This window comes from Psychrobium sp. 1_MG-2023 (assembly GCF_030689115.1).
In the GTDB taxonomy this organism is placed as follows: Bacteria; Pseudomonadota; Gammaproteobacteria; order Enterobacterales; family Psychrobiaceae; genus Psychrobium.
In genome coordinates, this window is the sequence record NZ_JAUYVJ010000001.1 from 148,600 (window position 1) to 167,135 (window position 18,536).

Sequence of the window (18,536 nt, forward strand, 5' to 3'; positions counted from 1 at the left end):
TGTAGAATAAAAAAGGATCAGACGATCCTATTTTATATGTTTTAAATGGTGTTAATTAGACCTCATCGTATATAGCGACTTAATTAGCTTTCTTGGCGAATTAAATAATCAAACGCTCCTAAGGCTGCGTTCGCGCCACTGCCCATGGCGATGATGATCTGTTTGTACGGACTGTTTGTCACATCTCCTGCGGCAAAAACGCCTTCAATTGAGGTTTCGCCGCGACTGCCAGTGATAATCTCGCCGCGATTAGTGAGTTCAATATCGCCTTGCAAAAATTCAGTGTTTGGCATTAAACCAATTTGAACAAAAATACCTGCAAGTGTGACCTGATGATTCTTGCCAGTGATTCTGTCGTTATAATTTAAACCTGTCACCCGTTTGCCATTGCCAATAACGTCGGTTGTTTGCGCATTAGTGATAATAGTGACATTGTTTAATGACTTGGCCTTTTTAACTAATACGTCATCAGCGCGTAAAGTGTCGGCAAATTCTAATACGGTGACATGTTCGACGATGCCTGCTAAATCAATGGCTGCTTCAATGCCTGAGTTGCCGCCACCGATAACAGCCACCGGTTTTCCTTTAAATAAAGGGCCATCACAGTGTGGGCAATAAGCAACGCCTTTGCCACGATACTCACTTTCACCGGGCACATTCATTTCACGCCAGCGAGCACCTGTCGCTAAGACTACAGATTTACTCTTTAATACCGCTCCATTTTCTAAACTCACCTCAACTAAGCCGGTTTGTTCATTGCGTTTAACTTGGCTCGCTTTGTTGCTGTTCATGATATCAACATCATAATCACGGACATGTTCTTCGAGGCTGGCTACTAGCTGTGGCCCTTGAGTCGCTTTAACAGAAATAAAGTTTTCTATTGCCATAGTATCACTGACTTGACCACCGAATCGGTCAGCGACTAAGCCGGTCGTAATCCCTTTTCTGGCGGCATAAATGGCTGCCGCGGCTCCTGCTGGACCACCGCCAACCACTAGGAAATCGAAGTTGTCTTTTTCGGCTAGTGCGTTGGCTTGACGCTCACCAGCATTACTGTCGACTTTATTTAAGATATCGCTAAGTGATACTCGGCCTTGGCTAAATGATTCGCCGTTTAGGAAGACGCTTGGTACTGCCATGACGTCACGGTCAAACACTTCGGTTTGAAACAGTGCACCATCAATCATGGTATGTTTAATGTTTGGGTTAATGGCTGCCATCATATTTAATGCTTGCACCACATCTGGGCAGTTTTGACAGCTTAATGAAATATAGGTCTCAAACTCAAATGAGCCGTCAAGATTACGTACTTGCTCTATTTGAGCTGGCTCGAGTTTTAATGGGTGTGAACCGCTGTGTAATAAAGCCATCACCAATGACGTAAACTCATGTCCCATTGGTAGGCCTGCAAAGCGTATTTCACTACCTGTGGCAACGGACTTTACGATCATCGAAGGGTGACGTTCATTAGCTGCTTGTGGGGTATCGTTACCATTAGTGTGACTAACTAAGGATGATAGTTCAGTAATTTGTGCTACTAACTGGCTTAATTCTTGTGCCTTTGGGCTGTTATCAGTAAAGGTGATTAGCTCAACAGGTGTTTTTAAGTTTTCTAAATAGCTTTTTAATTGTGTTTGTAAGTTGGTGTCTAACATGATGGCCTCTACTGCTTGTTAATCTAAAGAAAGAGATGAAAAATGTGGTAGGCGTAAGGGCACGCCGTGGCAGTTACTGTCGTAGTGCGCCCTTATTTATTACCAAGCGAGGGTGTTAGATTTTACCCACTAGGTCTAAAGACGGTGCTAATGTATCGGCACCTGGTTGCCAAGCCGCTGGACAGACTTCGCCGTCGTGTTCTGCAACATATTGCGCCGCTTTGATTTTGCGAAGTAGCTCTGAAGCGCTGCGGCCTATGCCTAAGTCATGTACTTCAGCAATTTTGATTTCACCTTGTGGGTTAACAACGAAAGTGCCACGAAGTGCTAAGCCTTCTTCTTCGATCATCACACCAAAATTTCGAGTGATTGTCCCTGTTGGGTCACCGATCATCGGGTATTTAATTTTGTTGATAGTGTCTGACGTATCGTGCCAAGCTTTATGAGTGAAGTGTGTGTCAGTTGATACTGAATAAACTTCTACACCCATTTGTTGTAGCTCAGCGTAATGGTCAGCCATGTCGCCTAATTCTGTAGGACAAACAAACGTGAAATCCGCTGGGTAGAAGAAAAACACAGACCACTTGTCTGCAACGTCTTTGTCACTGACATCGATGAAATCGCCGTTGTGAAATGCAGTCGCGTTAAAAGGTAATAACTTACTATTGATAATAGATTGATTAGCGTTAGTGTTTTTTTCTGTTACGTTGCTCATGGAGAACTCCCGTTATTTTATAAAGCTGGTTATTAATTAAATTCAAATGAAACGCTTATAAATTGTGTTTCGTTGAAGACGGGATAATAATAGGGTGAGACTTATAATTAGTATAATCGATTAAATCTACTATCTTGATAGGTTTTGGCTATTTAAGGTTGGTGAGACTTTTAACTAATCTTTTAGATGGTGTATTTATAACGCTTGGGTTAGGATTAACTGTTTTTATAAACAAGGAGTTATCTTGATTGAGGTCAGCGATTTAAGTTTTAGCCGTAGTGATGGTGACAATAAGCTTGCGATTTTAAATGAGCTAAACTTGTCAGTGCCAGCGGCGCAGCGCTTAGCATTGCTAGGTGATAGCGGCTCAGGAAAGACCACCTTATTACATCTCTTAGCAGGACTGGTGCAAGCAGATAGTGGCTCTGTCGTCGTGAACGGTCAAAACCTATCCTTGCTGAGTGAACAGGAACTGGCGTTATATCGCCGCAAGATTGGATTGATTTTTCAGCACTATCAATTGCTCGACTGCCTAACGGTAAAACAAAATATCCTTTTCCAGCATCAGCTAAACTTTCCTGAACAAAGCCCCACAGAGCTCAATCAGCTGGTGAGCGACTTAGGCTTAACGAACAAGCTTAATGCCTTACCTCATCAACTCTCTGGAGGTGAACAACAACGTGTGGGGATTGCCAGAGCATTGTTAAATCAACCGCAGGTTATTTTTGCTGATGAGCCAACAGGTAATTTAGACCAACAACGTTCACACCAAGTGGTTAAGTTATTAACTGAGTTATGCATTGAGCGTCAAATTAATTTGGTCATGGTGACTCACAGCCATCAATTAACTGATTATTTTGATCAAGTAAAAGTATTAAAAGATGGTCGTTTTGAATAACGAAATTAAGCTGATTGTCAGTACGCATTTAGCGTTTTATCGCCGCTCTCCTTGGCTTATTTTATTATTCATTTTAGGGTTTAGCTTAGGCAGTGCCTTATTAACGGCGATCACCGGGCTTAATCAAGAAGCAAAAAATCGTCACCAGCACTCTTCAGCATTGCTTAATAATCCAGTGTCACATTTAATTGAGCCATTGACTGGTAAACGTTATATTGACGGCGCTTTATGGCTTAAATTACGTCAATGGGGCTTTACTCATGCGCAGCCAGTGTTACGCGGCCAACTTAACACGGTGCAAGGGCGTACTATCGCCATTCAAGGGGTCGATAGCTTATTGTGGTTTAATCGTCCCGCTTCATCGCCGCAACAAACCTCATCGGAACAAGGCTTCAAAGCTTTCTCATTGTCGACGTTAATTGTTGATAGGCAATTCTCTGCTCGGCTGTTTAATGCCGCTGGCGAGCAACATTTATTTAAATTACCTGATAAAAAGCAGCAACCTGATGTTCTCTTAGCCGATGATGTTGGACTCTGGGCAATCACTGATTTAGCGAACGCTGATTATTTACTCGGTGCCAATGGGCAGCTCAGTTATATTGAATTATCGCAATTGGACGACGCGCAATACGACAAGATCGCTTTGTTAATTAAAGGCAAAGCCCAGTTGGTTGAGGCACAGCAGCAAGAATTTGATGTGTTATCCGAAGCGTTCTTTTTTAACCTCACTGCGTTGGCGATGCTTGGCTATATTGTCGCGGCATTTTTAAGTTTTAATGCGATTAAATTAACCTTAACGGCGCGTAAAAAGCTGCTCGCACAGATGCATTTACTTGGCTGCACCCAGCGCAATATCACACTGAGCTTAACGCTTGAATTGATGGTGATAAGTCTAGTCACTGCATTGTTAGGCAGCTTAGGCGGTTACCTGATTGCTAATGGCTTGGTGCTGGATATTAATCGCACCTTAGTTGGCTTATATCAGCTTGATAAAGCCTTGGTGATCCATTGGCAGTGGTCAAATGTCTTATTAGGCTTTGCGCTTAATGTATGTTCCTTGTTGCTGATTTTGTTATCTCAAATGAAACAGGTGATCGATAAAACCAAACTACTCTCATATGGCTTAGTAGGGGGAGTATCGATGACGCTACTGTGGTTGCTGTATGCTGCGAACACCAAGTATCAAGCGCTCGTGTTGTGTTTGTGTATTCTGCTGCTGTTTATTTTATTAACCCCTAAAGTACTAGCGGCGTTGGTGGCATTGCCTGTGACATTGAATAATCCCCTAGCGCAGTGGTTACAAGCGGATACGCGCTTTCACCTAAAAGATCTGCATATTGCGATTATTGCCATTCTAGTGGCTCTGGGGAGTGCAATAGGGATGCAAATCATGGTGCACAGTTTTAGCGATACCTTAAATGCACACCTTGAAAAGCAGCTTAGCGCCGATGTTTATTTGCGTTCGAATCAATTAGAGCCACAATTGCGCCAACAGCTCGCGCAGTTACCTGAAGTCAAACAGCTTAGTATTTATCTACAAAGTGAGGGTAAGGTCAATCATTCACCAACAAAGCTTGCGAGCTTTGGTGACAGCTTTATGCACTATCAACATATTTCGCTAACATCTGGAGTGGCTGTGAGTGAGGGAAATTTTGCAGATGGCGGCTGTTTAGCCAATGAGCAAAGCAAGATAAAGCATGGTTTGTCATTAGGAGATAAGGTGCGTTTTGTGCAAAATGATACACTATTTGATTGTCGCGTCAGTGATTTTTTCTATGATTATGGCAATGCTAGCATGTTGTTTTTGACGCTAGAGTCAAGGCATCAGCAAGCTGTACTCAACAAAGATTTTTTTGGTTACTCTATTCGCTTAATTGACGATCATTCACTGGCTCAATTTAGTGAGCGTTTGATCAATGAATTTAAGCAAGATAGCACCAAGGTGTTGCCTAATAAAAGGTTTAAACGTTATGCCAATGCCTTGTTTAATGACACCTTCATGGTAACCAAAGCGCTAAATGGCTTTATGCTTGGGATCGCGTTATTAAGTTTATGTACCAGTTTGCTCAGTTTAAGTAATAATCAATTAAAACAATTAACGATCTTACGCCATTTAGGGGTCACGCAGCGGCAATTACTGGTGATGAAGTTATCGCAAACGGCGATTGTGGTGCTGTTTACAGCATTGTTTGCTATCCCTTTGGGTTTGGCGCTTGGTGTCGCGCTTTTAACTTTTGTGATGCCCATTGCCTTTGGCTGGACCATTCATTTTAGCCTTGACCTTCCCACGTTGTTATTGACCTGCCTGACGCTGGTAGTTGTGTCGGTGATTTGTGCTTATTTACCGATTCGTCAGCTTACTAATTTATCAGCTAAGGAGCAGTCATAGAGTGTTAAAGCGTGTGTTTATAGTGATTGCGGTACTCTTGCTTGCTAGCTGGTATCTGTATCAGCCGCAGCAAACAAAACCATCGTCTGCGGCATTGCAGATGGCTAGCGGTGAGCCTGTAACCAAAGGAAAGCCATTAAATTTTCCAGCCGATCATGGCGTTCACGCTGAGCAAGGCATTGAATGGTGGTATTTAACTGCGAACTTGACCAGTGACAGTGGCGAAACGTTTGGCGTGCAATGGACAATGTTTCGTACCTTGATGCCCAGTAAAGTAGAATCACAATGGTGGGATAATAACCTCTATTTTGCTCACTTTGCCGTGCAGCATCAGCAACAACATGTCGCATTTGAGCGTTTTTCTAGGGCTGGGCAAGCACAGGTAATAAGTTCGCCATTTAAGGCATCGATCGATAATTGGCAATTATCAAGCCTTGAGGATAGTTTTTTACCGCTTAAACTCACCGCTAGCCAAGATGACTATGCTGTAGATCTATCATTAAGTGATAGTCCAATGACTTTGCATGGTGATAATGGCTACAGCCAGAAAACCCAAAGTGGTCATGCTTCTTATTATTACAGCTATCCATTTTTAGCGGTGCAAGGTACCTTGACCTTTGGCGGCCAGTCATACCAAGTCTCTGGTAACGCTTGGTATGACCGCGAGTGGTCGGCCAGCTTGCTCGATAGAGACCAGCTGGGTTGGGATTGGTTTAGTTTGGTTGACTCACAATCAGCGAATAAAGGGTTGATGCTTTTTTGTATTCGTGGGCAAGCACAACGTTATGATTATTGCAGTGGCACACGTATCAACGCCGCAGGGCAAGCTACTGCTATTTCAACTGAGCAGATAACCTTAACGGTACTTGATACAGTGACACTTAATAATCGGGACTACCCAAGTCAATGGCAAGTTAAGCTAAACGATAGTCAACCTATTATCATTGAGAGTGTGACCAAAGATTCCCGTAATCAACTCACTATCCCTTATTGGGAAGGGCGAGTTAAAGCTACGGGAGGCTTTAATGGCAAAGGCTATGCAGAGCTAACAGGCTATTAGGGGCAATGTGTTAGTCGGTATGAGTTAACATGGTATCGTTAGCTATTTATTCTTTAGCTAAAAAGCTGAAAATGTTTGGTGGGTCAGTGGCTTTCAAGTTGAGAGTGGCAGTGTAAATTTATTATGGGAAAGTTAGATGATAAGAGCAGCGCAGCCGAAAGATTGCATTAGTTTAGCCGCGTTATCAATACAAGTGTGGCTAGAAACCTATGCCGTAGAAGGCATTCGCACCACATACTCAACGTACGCTATTTCAACATTTACTGAGTCGTACTTTTTAAAGCTACTCAACCATCCTGACTATCGGCTGTTAGTGAGTGAGATTGACGTTATTTATCAAGGGTATGTGTTAGTTAATCTGGCATCTGACTTTAACGACAACTCAAATGGTTTTGAAGTGGAGAAATTGTATGTACACAGTAAATTTAGTGGTCAAGGAATTGGCCGACGTTTACTGGAACAGGTCCAGAAAAATTATGGTGATAAGTTTTGGCTCTATACTTGGGTGGAAAATGAGTCGAATCATTTTTATCGCCATTTAGGGTTTACGAAGCTTGGGTTACTCAGTTTTGAGTTTGATGGCCAACAGATTGAAAATAATGTTTATGGTTTTAATGGCTTTCGCGTTTAGCGTTTAAAGCCCAATGAGGAAGAATAATTCATGACCGCTGCTTCAGCTCGCCGCATTATTGAAGTGGTTGATTACAACCCACAATGGCAACAAGCCTTTAATATTGAACAGGGCTTACTCAAAGGTGTTATAGGTAATAATGCGATTACGATAGAGCACATTGGTAGCACTGCGGTCGTTGGCTTAGCTGCTAAACCAATTATTGATATCTTAATTGAGGTCTCTAGCCTTGAGCTACTTGATCGAGTGAATGAAAGTATTGCAGAGCTCGGCTATGTGGTGAAAGGGGAAAATGGTATTTCAGGTCGTCGCTATTTTCAAAAAGGCGGTCACCAGCGTAGCCACCACATACATGCGTTTGTCGCAGATGACCCGCACTTAGAGCGTCATCGGGCATTTAAGGCGTACTTGAGTCATCACTCTGCTATCGCGCAAGAATACAGTAAGCTAAAGCAAGCAGCGGCTGTGGTATGTGATAATGATATGACACGCTACATGGCATTGAAAAATGACTTCATTGCGCACCATGAGACGCTTGCCGTTCAGTGGTTTAGACATTCATAGCATTTATTACCAGCATGCCACTGGTAGTTTAGTCCCCGCTTGGTCAATGGTTAATGCGGTGCAGCCTGTATCTGATGCTTGCGATGAGCCAGTTTTTGCGGTGGCTTTAATGGTATAGCTGGTGGCGGTGACATTTGACATGGCATAACTGTAATACTCGCTAACAGGCTGTTTAACGTCATTAGCTGCGGTTCCAAAGGAGCTTGCAAAGGACGTGTTTAATGTGCGCCAGTGCTCTTGTTCTAGCTGGATCTTTACCAAAGCGCTATGAGCCTCTGAACGGCGACTTTCTCTGATTGATTCTTGATAAGATGGCACGGCTATCAGGGTCAGAATAGCTACAATGGCTACTGCAATCATTAATTCAACTAACGTAAATCCTTGTTTATTTTTTTTCATCTGTTGCCCCTGTTTATTAGAGTCAGGCTTTTGTAACAAATTGAACACAATAGGAATTGACGTTTAAAGGATAACCAAAGCCATTAATAGGCTAGGCAGACACTGCTCCCTCACCATGCTATCAGCTCTCTTTAGTATATACTTAATATTACAAGGATGTTTTTTTCTAGGAGAGGGCGTCGTTATGTATTTCATTGCATTGATAAAAAATAGAGGTTATAGCCTCGTTGAAATGATGGTCGTTGTATCGATTGTCGTGATCCTATTATCTATTGCAATCCCATCCTTTCAAGATGATTTCAGACGCCAACGAATCACAGGCCTAAGTGATAATTTACATTTCTTAATGAGGTTAGCAAAAGCACAGGCCGCGAAACAAAATACAGATATATTTGTGGTATTTAAGGTGGACTCTGCGGATTCATCTCAATGGTGTGTTGGCCTGAGCGATAGCAATATCAATTGTAATTGTAATGTCCAAAACTCTTGCACCGCTGAAAATGTTGAGAGGATCTTAGAAAGCGCGGATTTTTCAGGCGTTCGATTGTTAACAGATAAGTCTGCGCTCACTGTTGCTGCTCATTTGGGGCGCAGCCAAGATTTGACCATTCATATCTCTTATGGTGATAAAGATGCAAAGCTCAAACATAATGCAATGGGATTAGATATCATCTGCTCACCTTCTGGTAGTTTAGTTAGGTACCCCAAATGTTAACCATACGCCTGCAGCAAGGATTAAGCTTAGTTGAATTTATGGTCAGCATTGTGGTCAGTATGATTGCAATGGTGTCAATCCTAGGGCTTTATACTATTGGGTTTGCCGTTGATCATAAAAGCGTTAAATTATCTCGACTCCATAATGAAATGACCGCTATTACTTCACTGTTAAGTGGTGAAATCAAACGGGCGGGTTATGTTGATAATGCCGAAAATATTATTTTAACTCCTCAGGCTAATGCCAATGCTAGTCGTTGTTCTCCGGTGATTGATGGTTGTAGTCCGTTGGAATATCGTACACTGTCGCTCTCGCAGTACACTGGTGAAATAAATAACTCTTGTATTATATTTGCTTACGATCAAGCACCTTTTGGCATGCTTGGTGATAATGATCGAATGGGTTATCGCATAAATGATGGCATCGTTGAAGTTCGTGCTGGTGGTCAAAATTGTAGTGGGGACGATTGGGAGCCGTTAACTGATATAAGCCTAATGCGTATTTCAAATTTTGCTTTTAATGTCTGCGGACAAAATGATTTAACACCAGCACAATGTGCTGACTTCTCATTTCCACCAACAGCAGCTGCCAATGATGTTTTTTTAGTGACTTTTACGTTTACTGCAACATTGGTAGACCCACGATGCTCGTTTGAGGCAACGGATCCAGACTGCATTTCATTAACTGCAACAGAAACTGTGATGGTGCGTAATGCTAGCTATAACTAACCCAAAACCTTTAACGTCATCAACAGGCGGAATAACTGTCACTATGTCTATTTTGTTGCTATTACTTGCCTTGGGTAGTGCAGTCTATAGTGCTAAATCAGAACTGATCGACATTAGAATTACCAATGCAGAGTATCGTAAAAATCAAGCGATTTTAGCGGCAGAATCAGGCTTATCACATGCGCTAGCGCATTTGGATAAACGCGGAAAGGTGCTGACGACATTAAATGAAAATGTCGGGGCAAACTCTTTTTCGGTATCGATTGCCGAGCTACTCGATGCGATGGGTGAGCCCGTCCAGTCTAGTTTGTGGGAAAACGATAGTGTATTAAGACTCGTCTCGACAGGTTTGAGTGATGATGCGAGTAGTACAAGTACTTTAGAACAGAAAGTATGGTTGCATGCCATTTTGCGACAAGTACCAGATTCTGCGATTACTGTGGCTGGTGGTATTGGGGTGGGAGGAAGCTTTCGCGTTGGAGCCAACCCGAATAGCAGCGGTATTGGAGTGCCATTGTCCATTTGGAGTGATTCACCCGTCACACTCACTGGCAACGGTGCGACTTGTGGTCTTGAAGAATACGATCAAGGTGCGTGTGAAGATAAACCTTATTCAGATAAGACCGCATTAAACGCAGATGTTTTTAGCGATACAAAGATATCAGCTGGGGGCAGTTTTCCTGATGATTTATTTGAACATACCTTTGGTATTCCGACAGCAGACTATATAAGGCTAAAAGAGCAAGCTGATGAAGAGCTTACTGACTGTAGTTCGTTAAATACAGCGAGTACTGGGTTATTTTGGGTTACCGGTGATTGCACGATTAACGCGGGTACAATTGTTGCGGACGCAAGCACTCCTATCGTGTTAATCATTGAGGATAGTGACCTCAAAATGAATGGTGGTGCTGTTATTTATGGCCTAGTGTATGTGTTAGAAACCTCGTTTGGTAGTGGAGGGAAAGTGAGTATGACGGGGAACGCCGAAATTAGAGGTGCGATTATTTCTGATCATGCCATTGATATATCCTCAGGGACTTTGGATATGCGTTTTGATGCCGAAGTTCTAGCAAAAATTGCCGATCCTGATAATGATATCTTTGCCAAAGTAGAATTAATTCCCGGTAGTTGGAAAGACTTCTAGTCTATAAGGTGATTTAAGAGGTAGTGCTTATGTCTTTTATTAAAAGAAAGCGAAATATGGGCTTTTCGTTAATCGAAGTAGTGATTGGTTTAGCTATTGCCACCGTTGGTATCATTGGCATTTTAGAACTACAAAAAGTGTTTATTCAATCGGGTAACGAAACAAATGCACGCATGCTTGCCATGCAATTGGTGCGCGAAAAGTTGGATGATATCAAACAACTTGATAGCTATGGTGACATAAATTCCGGAGCCGATAACGATCCTATCATTGTGCAAAATATTAGTTTTACGCGTCAATGGGAGGTAACAGAACGTTATTACAATAGTGGCTCTGAGCAGTGGCAAGAAGGAATAGCAGGGTTAGGGGCCGTACCGAATGTTGCTGATGGTAAGCGTGCTTTAGTTACGGTGCAATGGACTGACTTAGACGCAGCTGTGCAGCAAGTGGCACAGTCAGAAATTTATTCACGTATTTCTTTACATGATAGTACCACGCTTACCGAAAGCTTAGCTGAAAGTACTGGACCACAAATTCCCTATACCTCAGCACAGTCTCCAGAGAACCCATCAATCACCTTAATCGATGACACTATGACAGTAGTACCAATTGAGAATGTTGAATCAAAGGAAACCTCCAAGCCTGTGCCAACGGTGGATGCAAAAAATGGTAATAACCTGATTCAATTTGAAACCGTTGTCTATGATCAAGAAACTGATACTCAGAGCATAGAAGATTTTTCAACCATCAATTGCCGTTGTAAGTTTAATGGCCAAGCAAGCGCAAGCGCACCGACGTTATTAAAAATAGATGATGGAAAGTTAAGTAATGACGACGATTCAGGCCAGTTGATCACCAAAACGACAGGGACGGTATCGGTAAGTTCACAGCCGTTTCTTTGTAATAAGTGTTGTAAAGATCATCATGATACTGATGGTGTCAATGCTAAATATGTTATTGGCACCAGTAATAATCACTCACATTACTCAACCGCGCTAAGCAAAGTGCTCTCCGGTGATTATCTTGAAGCCTGTCGCTTTAGGCGGGTCAATGGTTTTTATGAGTTGGTCCCAGATTGGGTGCTGATTGATTTTATTATTATGCCGCAGAGCTTTTTCTTAGATGCGTCGAATGTAACAGCCTATACCTCTTATATTAAGTCAGCGGTGCGCGCTTATATGACAGGTATAGCTATCTCTAGTCTTGTAAAGCCTAATCGAGATCTGTCGGAAGTTATTTCTGGTACTCAGCAGTTAATTGCACGTGGTTTATATGTAGATATCGCGTCGCTTTCTACATCTGATGTAAATTTAATTAAGAGTGAGATAAGTAACAGCAACCCGAAATGGCTTGAAATGGTGCCTTTTTATGAGGTCAATCTGACTTTATTTGCTGATTGGTCATCCAGCGACACGGCGATAGCGACAGTGACCGAGGAACCCATTAATACGATTGTTGATGAGACATTGAATTACTATGGCACTTATTCGAGGGGTCGTATGACCACGTTGATTGATGGTGATGTAATGATAACGTCAACGATTAAAACGGATAATACGGGAGTCACAGGCAGTGAAGCAATTACGCCTAGTGTAGCCAATCTTAATGATAGTATTACGGTGAAAGTTAAAACTTCTAGTGCTGGAGAAAATAGTATTCTTATCCCGGTAAACTGCCTAACGCTTAATAACAAAGGGAAAAGCGCTGCTTGTCATGCTAAAGATACCAAAGACATTACTATCTTAGTGAATCCATCGAATATTAACTGTAACTATACGCCGCAGTCAGGTAACAGCACAGCATTCCTTAACTGCAGTAAAGTGCCGGATCATTGGAGTGGTCAAATTTCATTATCTAAAGCGGGTTATACCTTTAGTTCTAGTGAAACAAACTTTTTTTCATCAAAGTTCAACTTTGGTACAGGAGTGAACGAATTAGATCTCAATAAGGCGACGTTAACCAGTGTTTATTTACCTGTAACCATGAAGGATTATTAACTATTTGTCGTTATTGAAGTATTAGGGTAGTTTACAGTAATCAATTTCTTTAAGTAGCCACCACCTTGCGTTTATTAATGCGAGGTTTTTATTGGTTAGGAAGTACTGTAATGAACCTTAATCAAGTAACAATACCCGTTAAAGATCTCACTCAAGCGAACGCTTTTTATTTAAAGCTTGGCTTTATTCAAATCGTTGATACTCCTCATTATGCTCGTTTTGAATGCCCTGGCGGAGAGACCACATTCTCTTTGCTACTTGAGTCTAATGACTTTGCAAACGGGGCTGTTATTTACTTTGAACATGAGCAGCTCGATGACTGGGTGGCACAATTAAAATCTCAAGGTATAGTATTTGCACAGGATCCAGTAGATCAACGTTACTTGTGGCGAGAAGCCGTACTTTATGATCCTTCTGGAAATAAAATTAAACTCTACTGGGCTGGTGAGAATAGGCTTAATCCACCATGGCGCGTAGAGAAATAAATAACTCCCTAATAAGCGTATGCTTATATTTTAAACTTTATTACTTAGCGTTTAGCATTTTACAATCCAAAGGCTCACATGCATAAATCTATTTCACTATCTAGTTATGTTAAAAGACGTAATGGGCTACCTTTAGGGGCCTCTGGTTCGTTGCAAGCGATGTTGAAACGCTCGTTTGGGGCTGGTTCTTTTGATACCTTTTGGCAGTATTGGAACCCTATTTGGAGTTATTATTTATCTCGTTTTGTGATGAAGCCTCTAAGTCGGGTTCTGCCGTTTTGGTTATCGGTTATTGTGACTTTTTCTGTTAGCGGCGCGTTGCATGATGTTGTCGTTAGTATTATAAAATGGCAGTTAATCTTTGTGTTGACGCCATGGTTTACCTTAATGGGATTACTGGTTGTCACGTTAAAATATGCGCAAGTATCATATCTGGGATACCGTTGGCTTGTTCGTGCGTTAATCAATTTGTCATTGATTGGTACTAGTTTTTATCTGACGACTTTGTTCATCTGATGGTATGTCATTTCAATGGCGAAAATCGATGATTGAAGGCCAATTTTCTGCCCAGGTATGGTTGGTGCTTTCGCCGATTGCAGTTAAGGAGGTCGTCATAAATTCGATGAATATTTTAACCTTCACTGGCAAAAATTCCCGCTTAGGGTAAATTGCAAATACACCATTATCGGGTTGAGGTGGCCTGAAGTATGGGTAGAGAGAGACAAGTTCGCCACTTTCTAAGCCTTGTTTTGCTAGGAAGTGGGGCAATTGGGCAAAGCCCAAGCCATCAGCACACATATGTGCCATGGCCTCACCATCATCAGTAATATGACTACGAGATATATCGAAATGTTCATAATCACCCTGCTGGTTAGGTAAAAACACAGGTTGCAGTTGTTGAGTCTCTTTGATGCGAAAACCAATCCACTGATGCTGATGAAAGTCGTCGCGGCTTTTAGGTGTACCGTATGCTTTTAAGTATTGAGGGGAGGCACAGATCAAAAAATCCATTGGGCTAAGGCGTCGAGCGATTAAACGACTATCTTTGATGTAGCCAGTACGCAGCGCAATATCAATATCATTATCGATAATATCAACATGTAAATCATTGATCTCAAGTTCGAGTTTTATATCAGGGTAACGTAGGCAAAAAGCGCGTAATAACGGACGTAGATAAAGGTGGCCGTAACAAACTGCTGTGCTAATACGCAATGTGCCACTAGGACTGTCATTTAAGTGCTGTAACTCTTCTTCACAAGCGCTGAGATCTTGCACCATCTTACGCACGGTATCGGCATAGCGCTGACCTGCTGTTGTGATTCTCAGCTGCCGTGTCGAGCGTTGAAATAGGGTTAACTCAAGTTGAGCTTCAAGGCGTCCAATGGCTTTACTTACCGTAGAAGGGTCAGTGTTACAGGCTCTCGCTGCCGTAGCGAAGCTACCGCCATCGCAAGTGGCTAAAAATATTTCTAATGATCGTAGTTTATCCATCTGGTGAGTATAACAAACCAATTCGTGAATAACATTCATGGTTGTTAGGGAAAATGGTCTCTTCTTTTAAGTGCTCAAACACATAAAATGCCACTTAACCAATTCTGTTACCCAAAATGGAGACACTACTTTATGTTGCAACGCGCTAAATTCTTTAAGCTACCCGCGACTAGTTTAACCACCTATTTTTGCCTCGCTTTCATAGCGATGGCGGGTTTGTCATATATTAACTTTTTGCCAGGGGTGGTCAATGCCTTAGCTGGAGGGATTGGCTTTAATGAGGTGGAGGCGGGGGAGATTGTTGCCAGCAACGGTTATGGTGGTTTACTTGGCAGTATTATTGCCATTTTTTTAGTTCGTAAAGTTTCTTGGCAACCTGCGATAGTAGCATGCCTAGTGGGGCTGGTATTCATTGATATTACTACGGCTTGGATTAACCACTATGGCGTGATGCTGGGTTGGCGCTTTCTTGCTGGCGTACTCGGCGGTTTATGTGTGGGGGTTGCTTTTTCTGTACTTGCTCGAATGAGCAACCCTGACCGCGCTTTTGGTGCTTTGTTGTTTGTACAGTTTACGATTGGCTCGATCGTGATTTCGATACTACCGGGATTGGAAGCGCTTGTTAATGCCTATGCCGCCTTCTACATCATGGCAAGCATCTCGTTACTGAGCGTCATTATTATGCTGCTCCTTCCTGCGTTGACCTTAAATGACAATGTGACTGAACGTACAATGACCTTATCGGGTGGCCGCGCTCAAGTCGTCTTGTTATTACTCGCGATTACTTTATACCAAGTCGCTGCGAGTGCTATTTGGGCTTACGTTGGACTGATTGGTCATAATGCGAGTTTTAGCCCAGATGACGTTACCCTGTATATCGCAATTACTGGCCTGTTAGGGCTAATTGGCGCAATGCTGCCGGTGATTAATGGTAAGCGTTATGGGCGTTTATATTGGGTTGTTGGTGGGCTGGTTATGTCGCTAGTATCGGCGTTATTGCTGAGTGTGTCTCAACTGAGTTTGCTCAGCTACGTGATTGCTATGGCATTATTATTTTTTTCATGGCCAGCGGTTTATTCCTATTTATTAGCAGTTACGGCAGAGTTGGATGAAAGTGGCCGCCTTTCAACCATTGCGGCGATGGTCTCGTCTGTTGGTCTAGCCTCTGGGCCCCTCCTTGCTTCCGCATTACTTGATACTGGTGATTATTCAACGATGCTCTATAGCTGTGCGGTGTTTTTCTTGGTGAGCTTGCTCTTGTTATTAAAGCCAGTTAGAGCACAAGAACAAACGCATGAGGAGCAATCGAGTTCTGATTTATCGTCACAATACCAATCATAGGGCATGACCCTTATCCGCTATCGTTTGTTATTTATGTATTAATAAAATTATTCTACTAAGGAGCCTATCATGATTCGATTTATGTTTAATAAAATGCTGCAAAGCATGAACCGCCGATACGATTACGATGTACGCTATATGCAAGATATTTTAAAGAATGACTTAGGTGCATTTTTAAAATTTATGGGCTTTCAAACGATGTCATCTCATTCAGGGAGCTTGCCCGCTGAAGCGTTATTTGCTGCGAGATTGAGAGCAATTATTTGGGATGACTGTGGACCATGCACACAACTCGTGGTTGATTTGGCACTGGAAGCTAAGGTGAGTCCAGAATTGGTGCGAGCGATTGTTGACAGAGATCTAAGAAAGTTAACTGAGGAGATAGCAATGGTGGTGGAATTTACCGAACTGGTGTTGCAACATCACCCTGAGGCAGATGACCTTCGAGAGAAAATTGTCGCGCTATGGGGCGAAAAAGGGCTGATTGCAATTGGATTTGGTATTAGCTCGAGCCGAGTTTACCCAGCGCTAAAATACAGCTTAGGTTATGGCAAAACGTGCAGCCAGGTAGTCGTTGAAGACCTATCCCTTGTGCCAAAGCGTCAGTCGCCTACGAGTGAACAGGCTACCTTGAGTTAACCCCTTATTAATGACTAGATATTCTTTAGTCTACCCTGCTGGAGATAACAATTAAGTGTAGTGATGAATTATTGCTATCTAAATTAATGTTATATAAGGCATTTCATTTTCTTGTTATCAACTGATTAGCAGATGTCTGTCCTGTTAATAGTGGCAAGAATAGGCCTGTTACATTTCGTCACATTTGCGCAAAACTTCTGACAGAGTTTCGTTGTTCACTAAATAGACGCATTGAACAATAAAACTAATAGAAAGGAGATCATATGCAATTATTTAAGCGAACCCACGGGGCGGAGCAGCCCTATTGGCCAGCAGGCCCTTTTAAAATAAGGTTGCCCTTTGTCCATTATCGCTGGGAAACCCCAGAGATGATTCAAGGCTTATTTATGTTTGTGGTGGGGCTTGCAATGATCCCTTTATTGCAAACTTATCTCGGTATGCCTTATGAAGCGGCACTCGCTTTTACTTTTGTCGCTGGCTTTTGCTATATCCTGCCATCGTTGCTTGGGGTGCCGCTGGTGCCGGGTTGGATCACTCCTGCTATTCCCGTGGTGTTGTTATACCTAAAAGGGTTTGAGCCAGGTCCTGAAGCGATTAAAGCACTCTTTGCCTTACAGATCGAAGTATCACTAATCTTCCTCTTCCTTGGCATCACACGATTAGGGTCAAAGTTGGTGGACTTTATTCCTAATTCGTTAAAGTCGGGGGTTATTATCGGCGCTGGTATCGCTGCAATGATGGGGGAGTTAAAGCTAGGCGGTCGTATTGACGCTACCCCAATTTCATTAATCGTTGGTGCAGTTATCTCAGCTTACGTCTTGTTTTCTTTGTCATTTAAAAATGTGATGCAAGGTAATTCATTTGCCAAGAAAGTAGCAAATTTCGGTATGGTACCGGGAATGATTATTGCGATGCTTGTTGGCTGGGCTGTCGGGGAATATCCAACCCCTGAAATTCAATGGGGCATTACTCAACCTGACTTTGCCCTGATGTGGCAATACCTCACTTTTACTGTTGGCTTTCCGGGGTGGGATGTCTTTTTACTGGCGATACCGACGGCGTTAATTGCCTATGTGATTGCGTTTGGAGACATTATTGTTGGCTTTACGCTAGTAAAGCGTGTTGACCATATCCGTGATGACGAAAAAATTGAAGAAAACGTTGATCGTGTTCACTTAGTCACTGCGATTCGAAATGCTATTCATGCATTCTTTGCGCCTTGGCCGGGGTTAGCGGGTCCATTATGGACTGCTGCTCATGCGACGGTTGCCGAGCGTTACGCCATGGGTAAAAAGTCGATGGACTCTATTTATAGTGGTGGCGGTACCTTCTGGATTAGTGGTTTGTTAGCCCTGTTTGCACTCCCACTAGTAACCATTTTTAAACCCGTGTTGCCGATTGCATTGTCATTAACGCTTATCTTAACCGCTTACATTTGTATCATGGTCGGTATGGAACAGCTTAAAAACTCAACTGAACGCGGTGTCGCGGGAATCGTTGCTGTGACATTAGCGATGCCGGATCCAAAGTCCACTGTTTACGCGGTAATAATCGGTTTAGTGTTGTACTTCTTAATCGAACGCCCACGTTTAATGGGTAAACATGACATGCAAGATAATGTAATTTTCGGTGATGAAGGGTGCGACTCTTCTACTGCCACTGACGCTGGCAAGTCATCTTAGGGA

Annotated in this window: 18 protein-coding genes; 14 read left to right on the forward strand and 4 right to left on the reverse strand. The window is 42.5% G+C overall.

Annotated features, from left to right (window positions below; all coding sequences use genetic code 11):
• Positions 1-83 precede the first annotated feature (83 nt).
• Together ahpF and ahpC are read right to left on the reverse strand one after the other, a co-directional pair.
• Positions 84-1,655 (reverse strand): alkyl hydroperoxide reductase subunit F, encoded by a 1,572-nt coding sequence (ahpF, locus tag Q8W26_RS00575; RefSeq protein ID WP_101212821.1) that lies wholly within the window; start codon positions 1,653-1,655, stop codon positions 84-86.
• A gap of 115 nt (positions 1,656-1,770) precedes the next feature.
• Positions 1,771-2,370 carry an alkyl hydroperoxide reductase subunit C gene (gene ahpC, locus Q8W26_RS00580; protein WP_101212823.1) on the reverse strand — a complete coding sequence of 200 codons (600 nt, stop codon included), beginning with the start codon at positions 2,368-2,370 and terminating at the stop codon, positions 1,771-1,773.
• A gap of 244 nt (positions 2,371-2,614) precedes the next feature.
• Here ahpC and Q8W26_RS00585 point away from each other — a divergent pair, with 244 nt between their 5' ends.
• The 5 genes from Q8W26_RS00585 to Q8W26_RS00605 all read left to right on the forward strand — a co-directional run bounded on the left by Q8W26_RS00585 (position 2,615) and on the right by Q8W26_RS00605 (position 7,912).
• The gene (locus Q8W26_RS00585; RefSeq protein WP_101212825.1) at positions 2,615-3,268 is read left to right on the forward strand and encodes an ABC transporter ATP-binding protein; all 654 of its coding nucleotides are present in this window, start codon (positions 2,615-2,617) and stop codon (positions 3,266-3,268) included.
• Positions 3,252-5,657 (forward strand): ABC transporter permease, encoded by a 2,406-nt coding sequence (locus tag Q8W26_RS00590; RefSeq protein ID WP_101212827.1) that lies wholly within the window; start codon positions 3,252-3,254, stop codon positions 5,655-5,657. The genes Q8W26_RS00585 and Q8W26_RS00590 overlap by 17 nt, the downstream gene beginning before the upstream one ends.
• A 1-nt stretch (position 5,658) precedes the next feature.
• Positions 5,659-6,717 (forward strand): lipocalin-like domain-containing protein, encoded by a 1,059-nt coding sequence (locus tag Q8W26_RS00595; protein ID WP_305471865.1) that lies wholly within the window; start codon positions 5,659-5,661, stop codon positions 6,715-6,717.
• Positions 6,718-6,853: 136 nt separating this feature from the next.
• Complete coding sequence (locus tag Q8W26_RS00600; RefSeq protein ID WP_101212829.1) at positions 6,854-7,348, forward strand: GNAT family N-acetyltransferase; 495 nt, start codon at positions 6,854-6,856, stop codon at positions 7,346-7,348.
• Positions 7,349-7,378: 30 nt separating this feature from the next.
• Positions 7,379-7,912: a GrpB family protein gene (locus Q8W26_RS00605; protein ID WP_101212831.1), complete on the forward strand. Its 534-nt coding sequence runs from the start codon at positions 7,379-7,381 to the stop codon at positions 7,910-7,912.
• Between the two features lie 6 nt (positions 7,913-7,918).
• Here Q8W26_RS00605 and Q8W26_RS00610 read toward each other — a convergent pair whose 3' ends face one another.
• Positions 7,919-8,311, reverse strand: a complete 393-nt coding sequence (locus Q8W26_RS00610; RefSeq protein ID WP_101212833.1) for a type IV pilin protein — start codon at positions 8,309-8,311, stop codon at positions 7,919-7,921.
• A gap of 184 nt (positions 8,312-8,495) precedes the next feature.
• Between Q8W26_RS00610 and Q8W26_RS00615 the strand changes: the two genes are divergently transcribed.
• The 6 genes from Q8W26_RS00615 (at position 8,496) to Q8W26_RS00640 (ending at position 13,896) form a co-directional block, all read left to right on the forward strand.
• Positions 8,496-9,026 carry a Tfp pilus assembly protein FimT/FimU gene (locus Q8W26_RS00615; RefSeq protein ID WP_305471866.1) on the forward strand — a complete coding sequence of 177 codons (531 nt, stop codon included), beginning with the start codon at positions 8,496-8,498 and terminating at the stop codon, positions 9,024-9,026.
• A complete protein-coding gene (locus tag Q8W26_RS00620) occupies positions 9,020-9,754 on the forward strand; it encodes a hypothetical protein (protein ID WP_101212837.1) in 735 nt (244 codons plus the stop codon). The genes Q8W26_RS00615 and Q8W26_RS00620 overlap by 7 nt, the downstream gene beginning before the upstream one ends.
• On the forward strand, positions 9,738-10,898 hold the full coding sequence (locus tag Q8W26_RS00625; protein ID WP_101212839.1) for a hypothetical protein: 1,161 nt from the start codon (positions 9,738-9,740) through the stop codon (positions 10,896-10,898). The genes Q8W26_RS00620 and Q8W26_RS00625 overlap by 17 nt, the downstream gene beginning before the upstream one ends.
• A 29-nt stretch (positions 10,899-10,927) precedes the next feature.
• Positions 10,928-12,895, forward strand: coding sequence for a hypothetical protein (locus Q8W26_RS00630; protein WP_153071454.1), 1,968 nt, complete (start codon positions 10,928-10,930; stop codon positions 12,893-12,895).
• A gap of 110 nt (positions 12,896-13,005) precedes the next feature.
• Positions 13,006-13,380: a VOC family protein gene (locus Q8W26_RS00635; RefSeq protein ID WP_101212843.1), complete on the forward strand. Its 375-nt coding sequence runs from the start codon at positions 13,006-13,008 to the stop codon at positions 13,378-13,380.
• 78 nt (positions 13,381-13,458) lie between these two features.
• Positions 13,459-13,896, forward strand: coding sequence for an acyltransferase (locus Q8W26_RS00640; RefSeq protein ID WP_101212844.1), 438 nt, complete (start codon positions 13,459-13,461; stop codon positions 13,894-13,896).
• 12 nt (positions 13,897-13,908) lie between these two features.
• Here Q8W26_RS00640 and Q8W26_RS00645 read toward each other — a convergent pair whose 3' ends face one another.
• A complete protein-coding gene (locus Q8W26_RS00645) occupies positions 13,909-14,871 on the reverse strand; it encodes a LysR family transcriptional regulator (RefSeq protein ID WP_101212958.1) in 963 nt (320 codons plus the stop codon).
• 132 nt (positions 14,872-15,003) lie between these two features.
• Between Q8W26_RS00645 and Q8W26_RS00650 the strand changes: the two genes are divergently transcribed.
• The 3 genes from Q8W26_RS00650 (at position 15,004) to Q8W26_RS00660 (ending at position 18,533) form a co-directional block, all read left to right on the forward strand.
• Positions 15,004-16,212 carry an MFS transporter gene (locus Q8W26_RS00650; RefSeq protein WP_305471870.1) on the forward strand — a complete coding sequence of 403 codons (1,209 nt, stop codon included), beginning with the start codon at positions 15,004-15,006 and terminating at the stop codon, positions 16,210-16,212.
• Positions 16,213-16,281: 69 nt separating this feature from the next.
• A complete protein-coding gene (locus Q8W26_RS00655; protein WP_101212848.1) occupies positions 16,282-16,851 on the forward strand; it encodes a hypothetical protein in 570 nt (189 codons plus the stop codon).
• Between the two features lie 263 nt (positions 16,852-17,114).
• Positions 17,115-18,533: a xanthine/uracil/vitamin C permease gene (locus tag Q8W26_RS00660; protein WP_101212850.1), complete on the forward strand. Its 1,419-nt coding sequence runs from the start codon at positions 17,115-17,117 to the stop codon at positions 18,531-18,533.
• Positions 18,534-18,536 lie beyond the last annotated feature (3 nt).

Coding starts and splice junctions, on each gene's coding strand:
- ahpF (WP_101212821.1), bottom strand. CDS start 1,655: ATGTTAGACACCAACTTACAAACACAATTAAAAAGCTATTTAGAAAAC.
- ahpC (WP_101212823.1), bottom strand. CDS start 2,370: ATGAGCAACGTAACAGAAAAAAACACTAACGCTAATCAATCTATTATC.
- Q8W26_RS00590 (WP_101212827.1), top strand. CDS start 3,252: ATGGTCGTTTTGAATAACGAAATTAAGCTGATTGTCAGTACGCATTTA.
- Q8W26_RS00600 (WP_101212829.1), top strand. CDS start 6,854: ATGATAAGAGCAGCGCAGCCGAAAGATTGCATTAGTTTAGCCGCGTTA.
- Q8W26_RS00605 (WP_101212831.1), top strand. CDS start 7,379: ATGACCGCTGCTTCAGCTCGCCGCATTATTGAAGTGGTTGATTACAAC.
- Q8W26_RS00610 (WP_101212833.1), bottom strand. CDS start 8,311: ATGAAAAAAAATAAACAAGGATTTACGTTAGTTGAATTAATGATTGCA.
- Q8W26_RS00615 (WP_305471866.1), top strand. CDS start 8,496: ATGTATTTCATTGCATTGATAAAAAATAGAGGTTATAGCCTCGTTGAA.
- Q8W26_RS00620 (WP_101212837.1), top strand. CDS start 9,020: ATGTTAACCATACGCCTGCAGCAAGGATTAAGCTTAGTTGAATTTATG.
- Q8W26_RS00625 (WP_101212839.1), top strand. CDS start 9,738: ATGCTAGCTATAACTAACCCAAAACCTTTAACGTCATCAACAGGCGGA.
- Q8W26_RS00630 (WP_153071454.1), top strand. CDS start 10,928: ATGTCTTTTATTAAAAGAAAGCGAAATATGGGCTTTTCGTTAATCGAA.
- Q8W26_RS00635 (WP_101212843.1), top strand. CDS start 13,006: ATGAACCTTAATCAAGTAACAATACCCGTTAAAGATCTCACTCAAGCG.
- Q8W26_RS00640 (WP_101212844.1), top strand. CDS start 13,459: ATGCATAAATCTATTTCACTATCTAGTTATGTTAAAAGACGTAATGGG.
- Q8W26_RS00645 (WP_101212958.1), bottom strand. CDS start 14,871: ATGGATAAACTACGATCATTAGAAATATTTTTAGCCACTTGCGATGGC.
- Q8W26_RS00650 (WP_305471870.1), top strand. CDS start 15,004: ATGTTGCAACGCGCTAAATTCTTTAAGCTACCCGCGACTAGTTTAACC.
- Q8W26_RS00655 (WP_101212848.1), top strand. CDS start 16,282: ATGATTCGATTTATGTTTAATAAAATGCTGCAAAGCATGAACCGCCGA.
- Q8W26_RS00660 (WP_101212850.1), top strand. CDS start 17,115: ATGCAATTATTTAAGCGAACCCACGGGGCGGAGCAGCCCTATTGGCCA.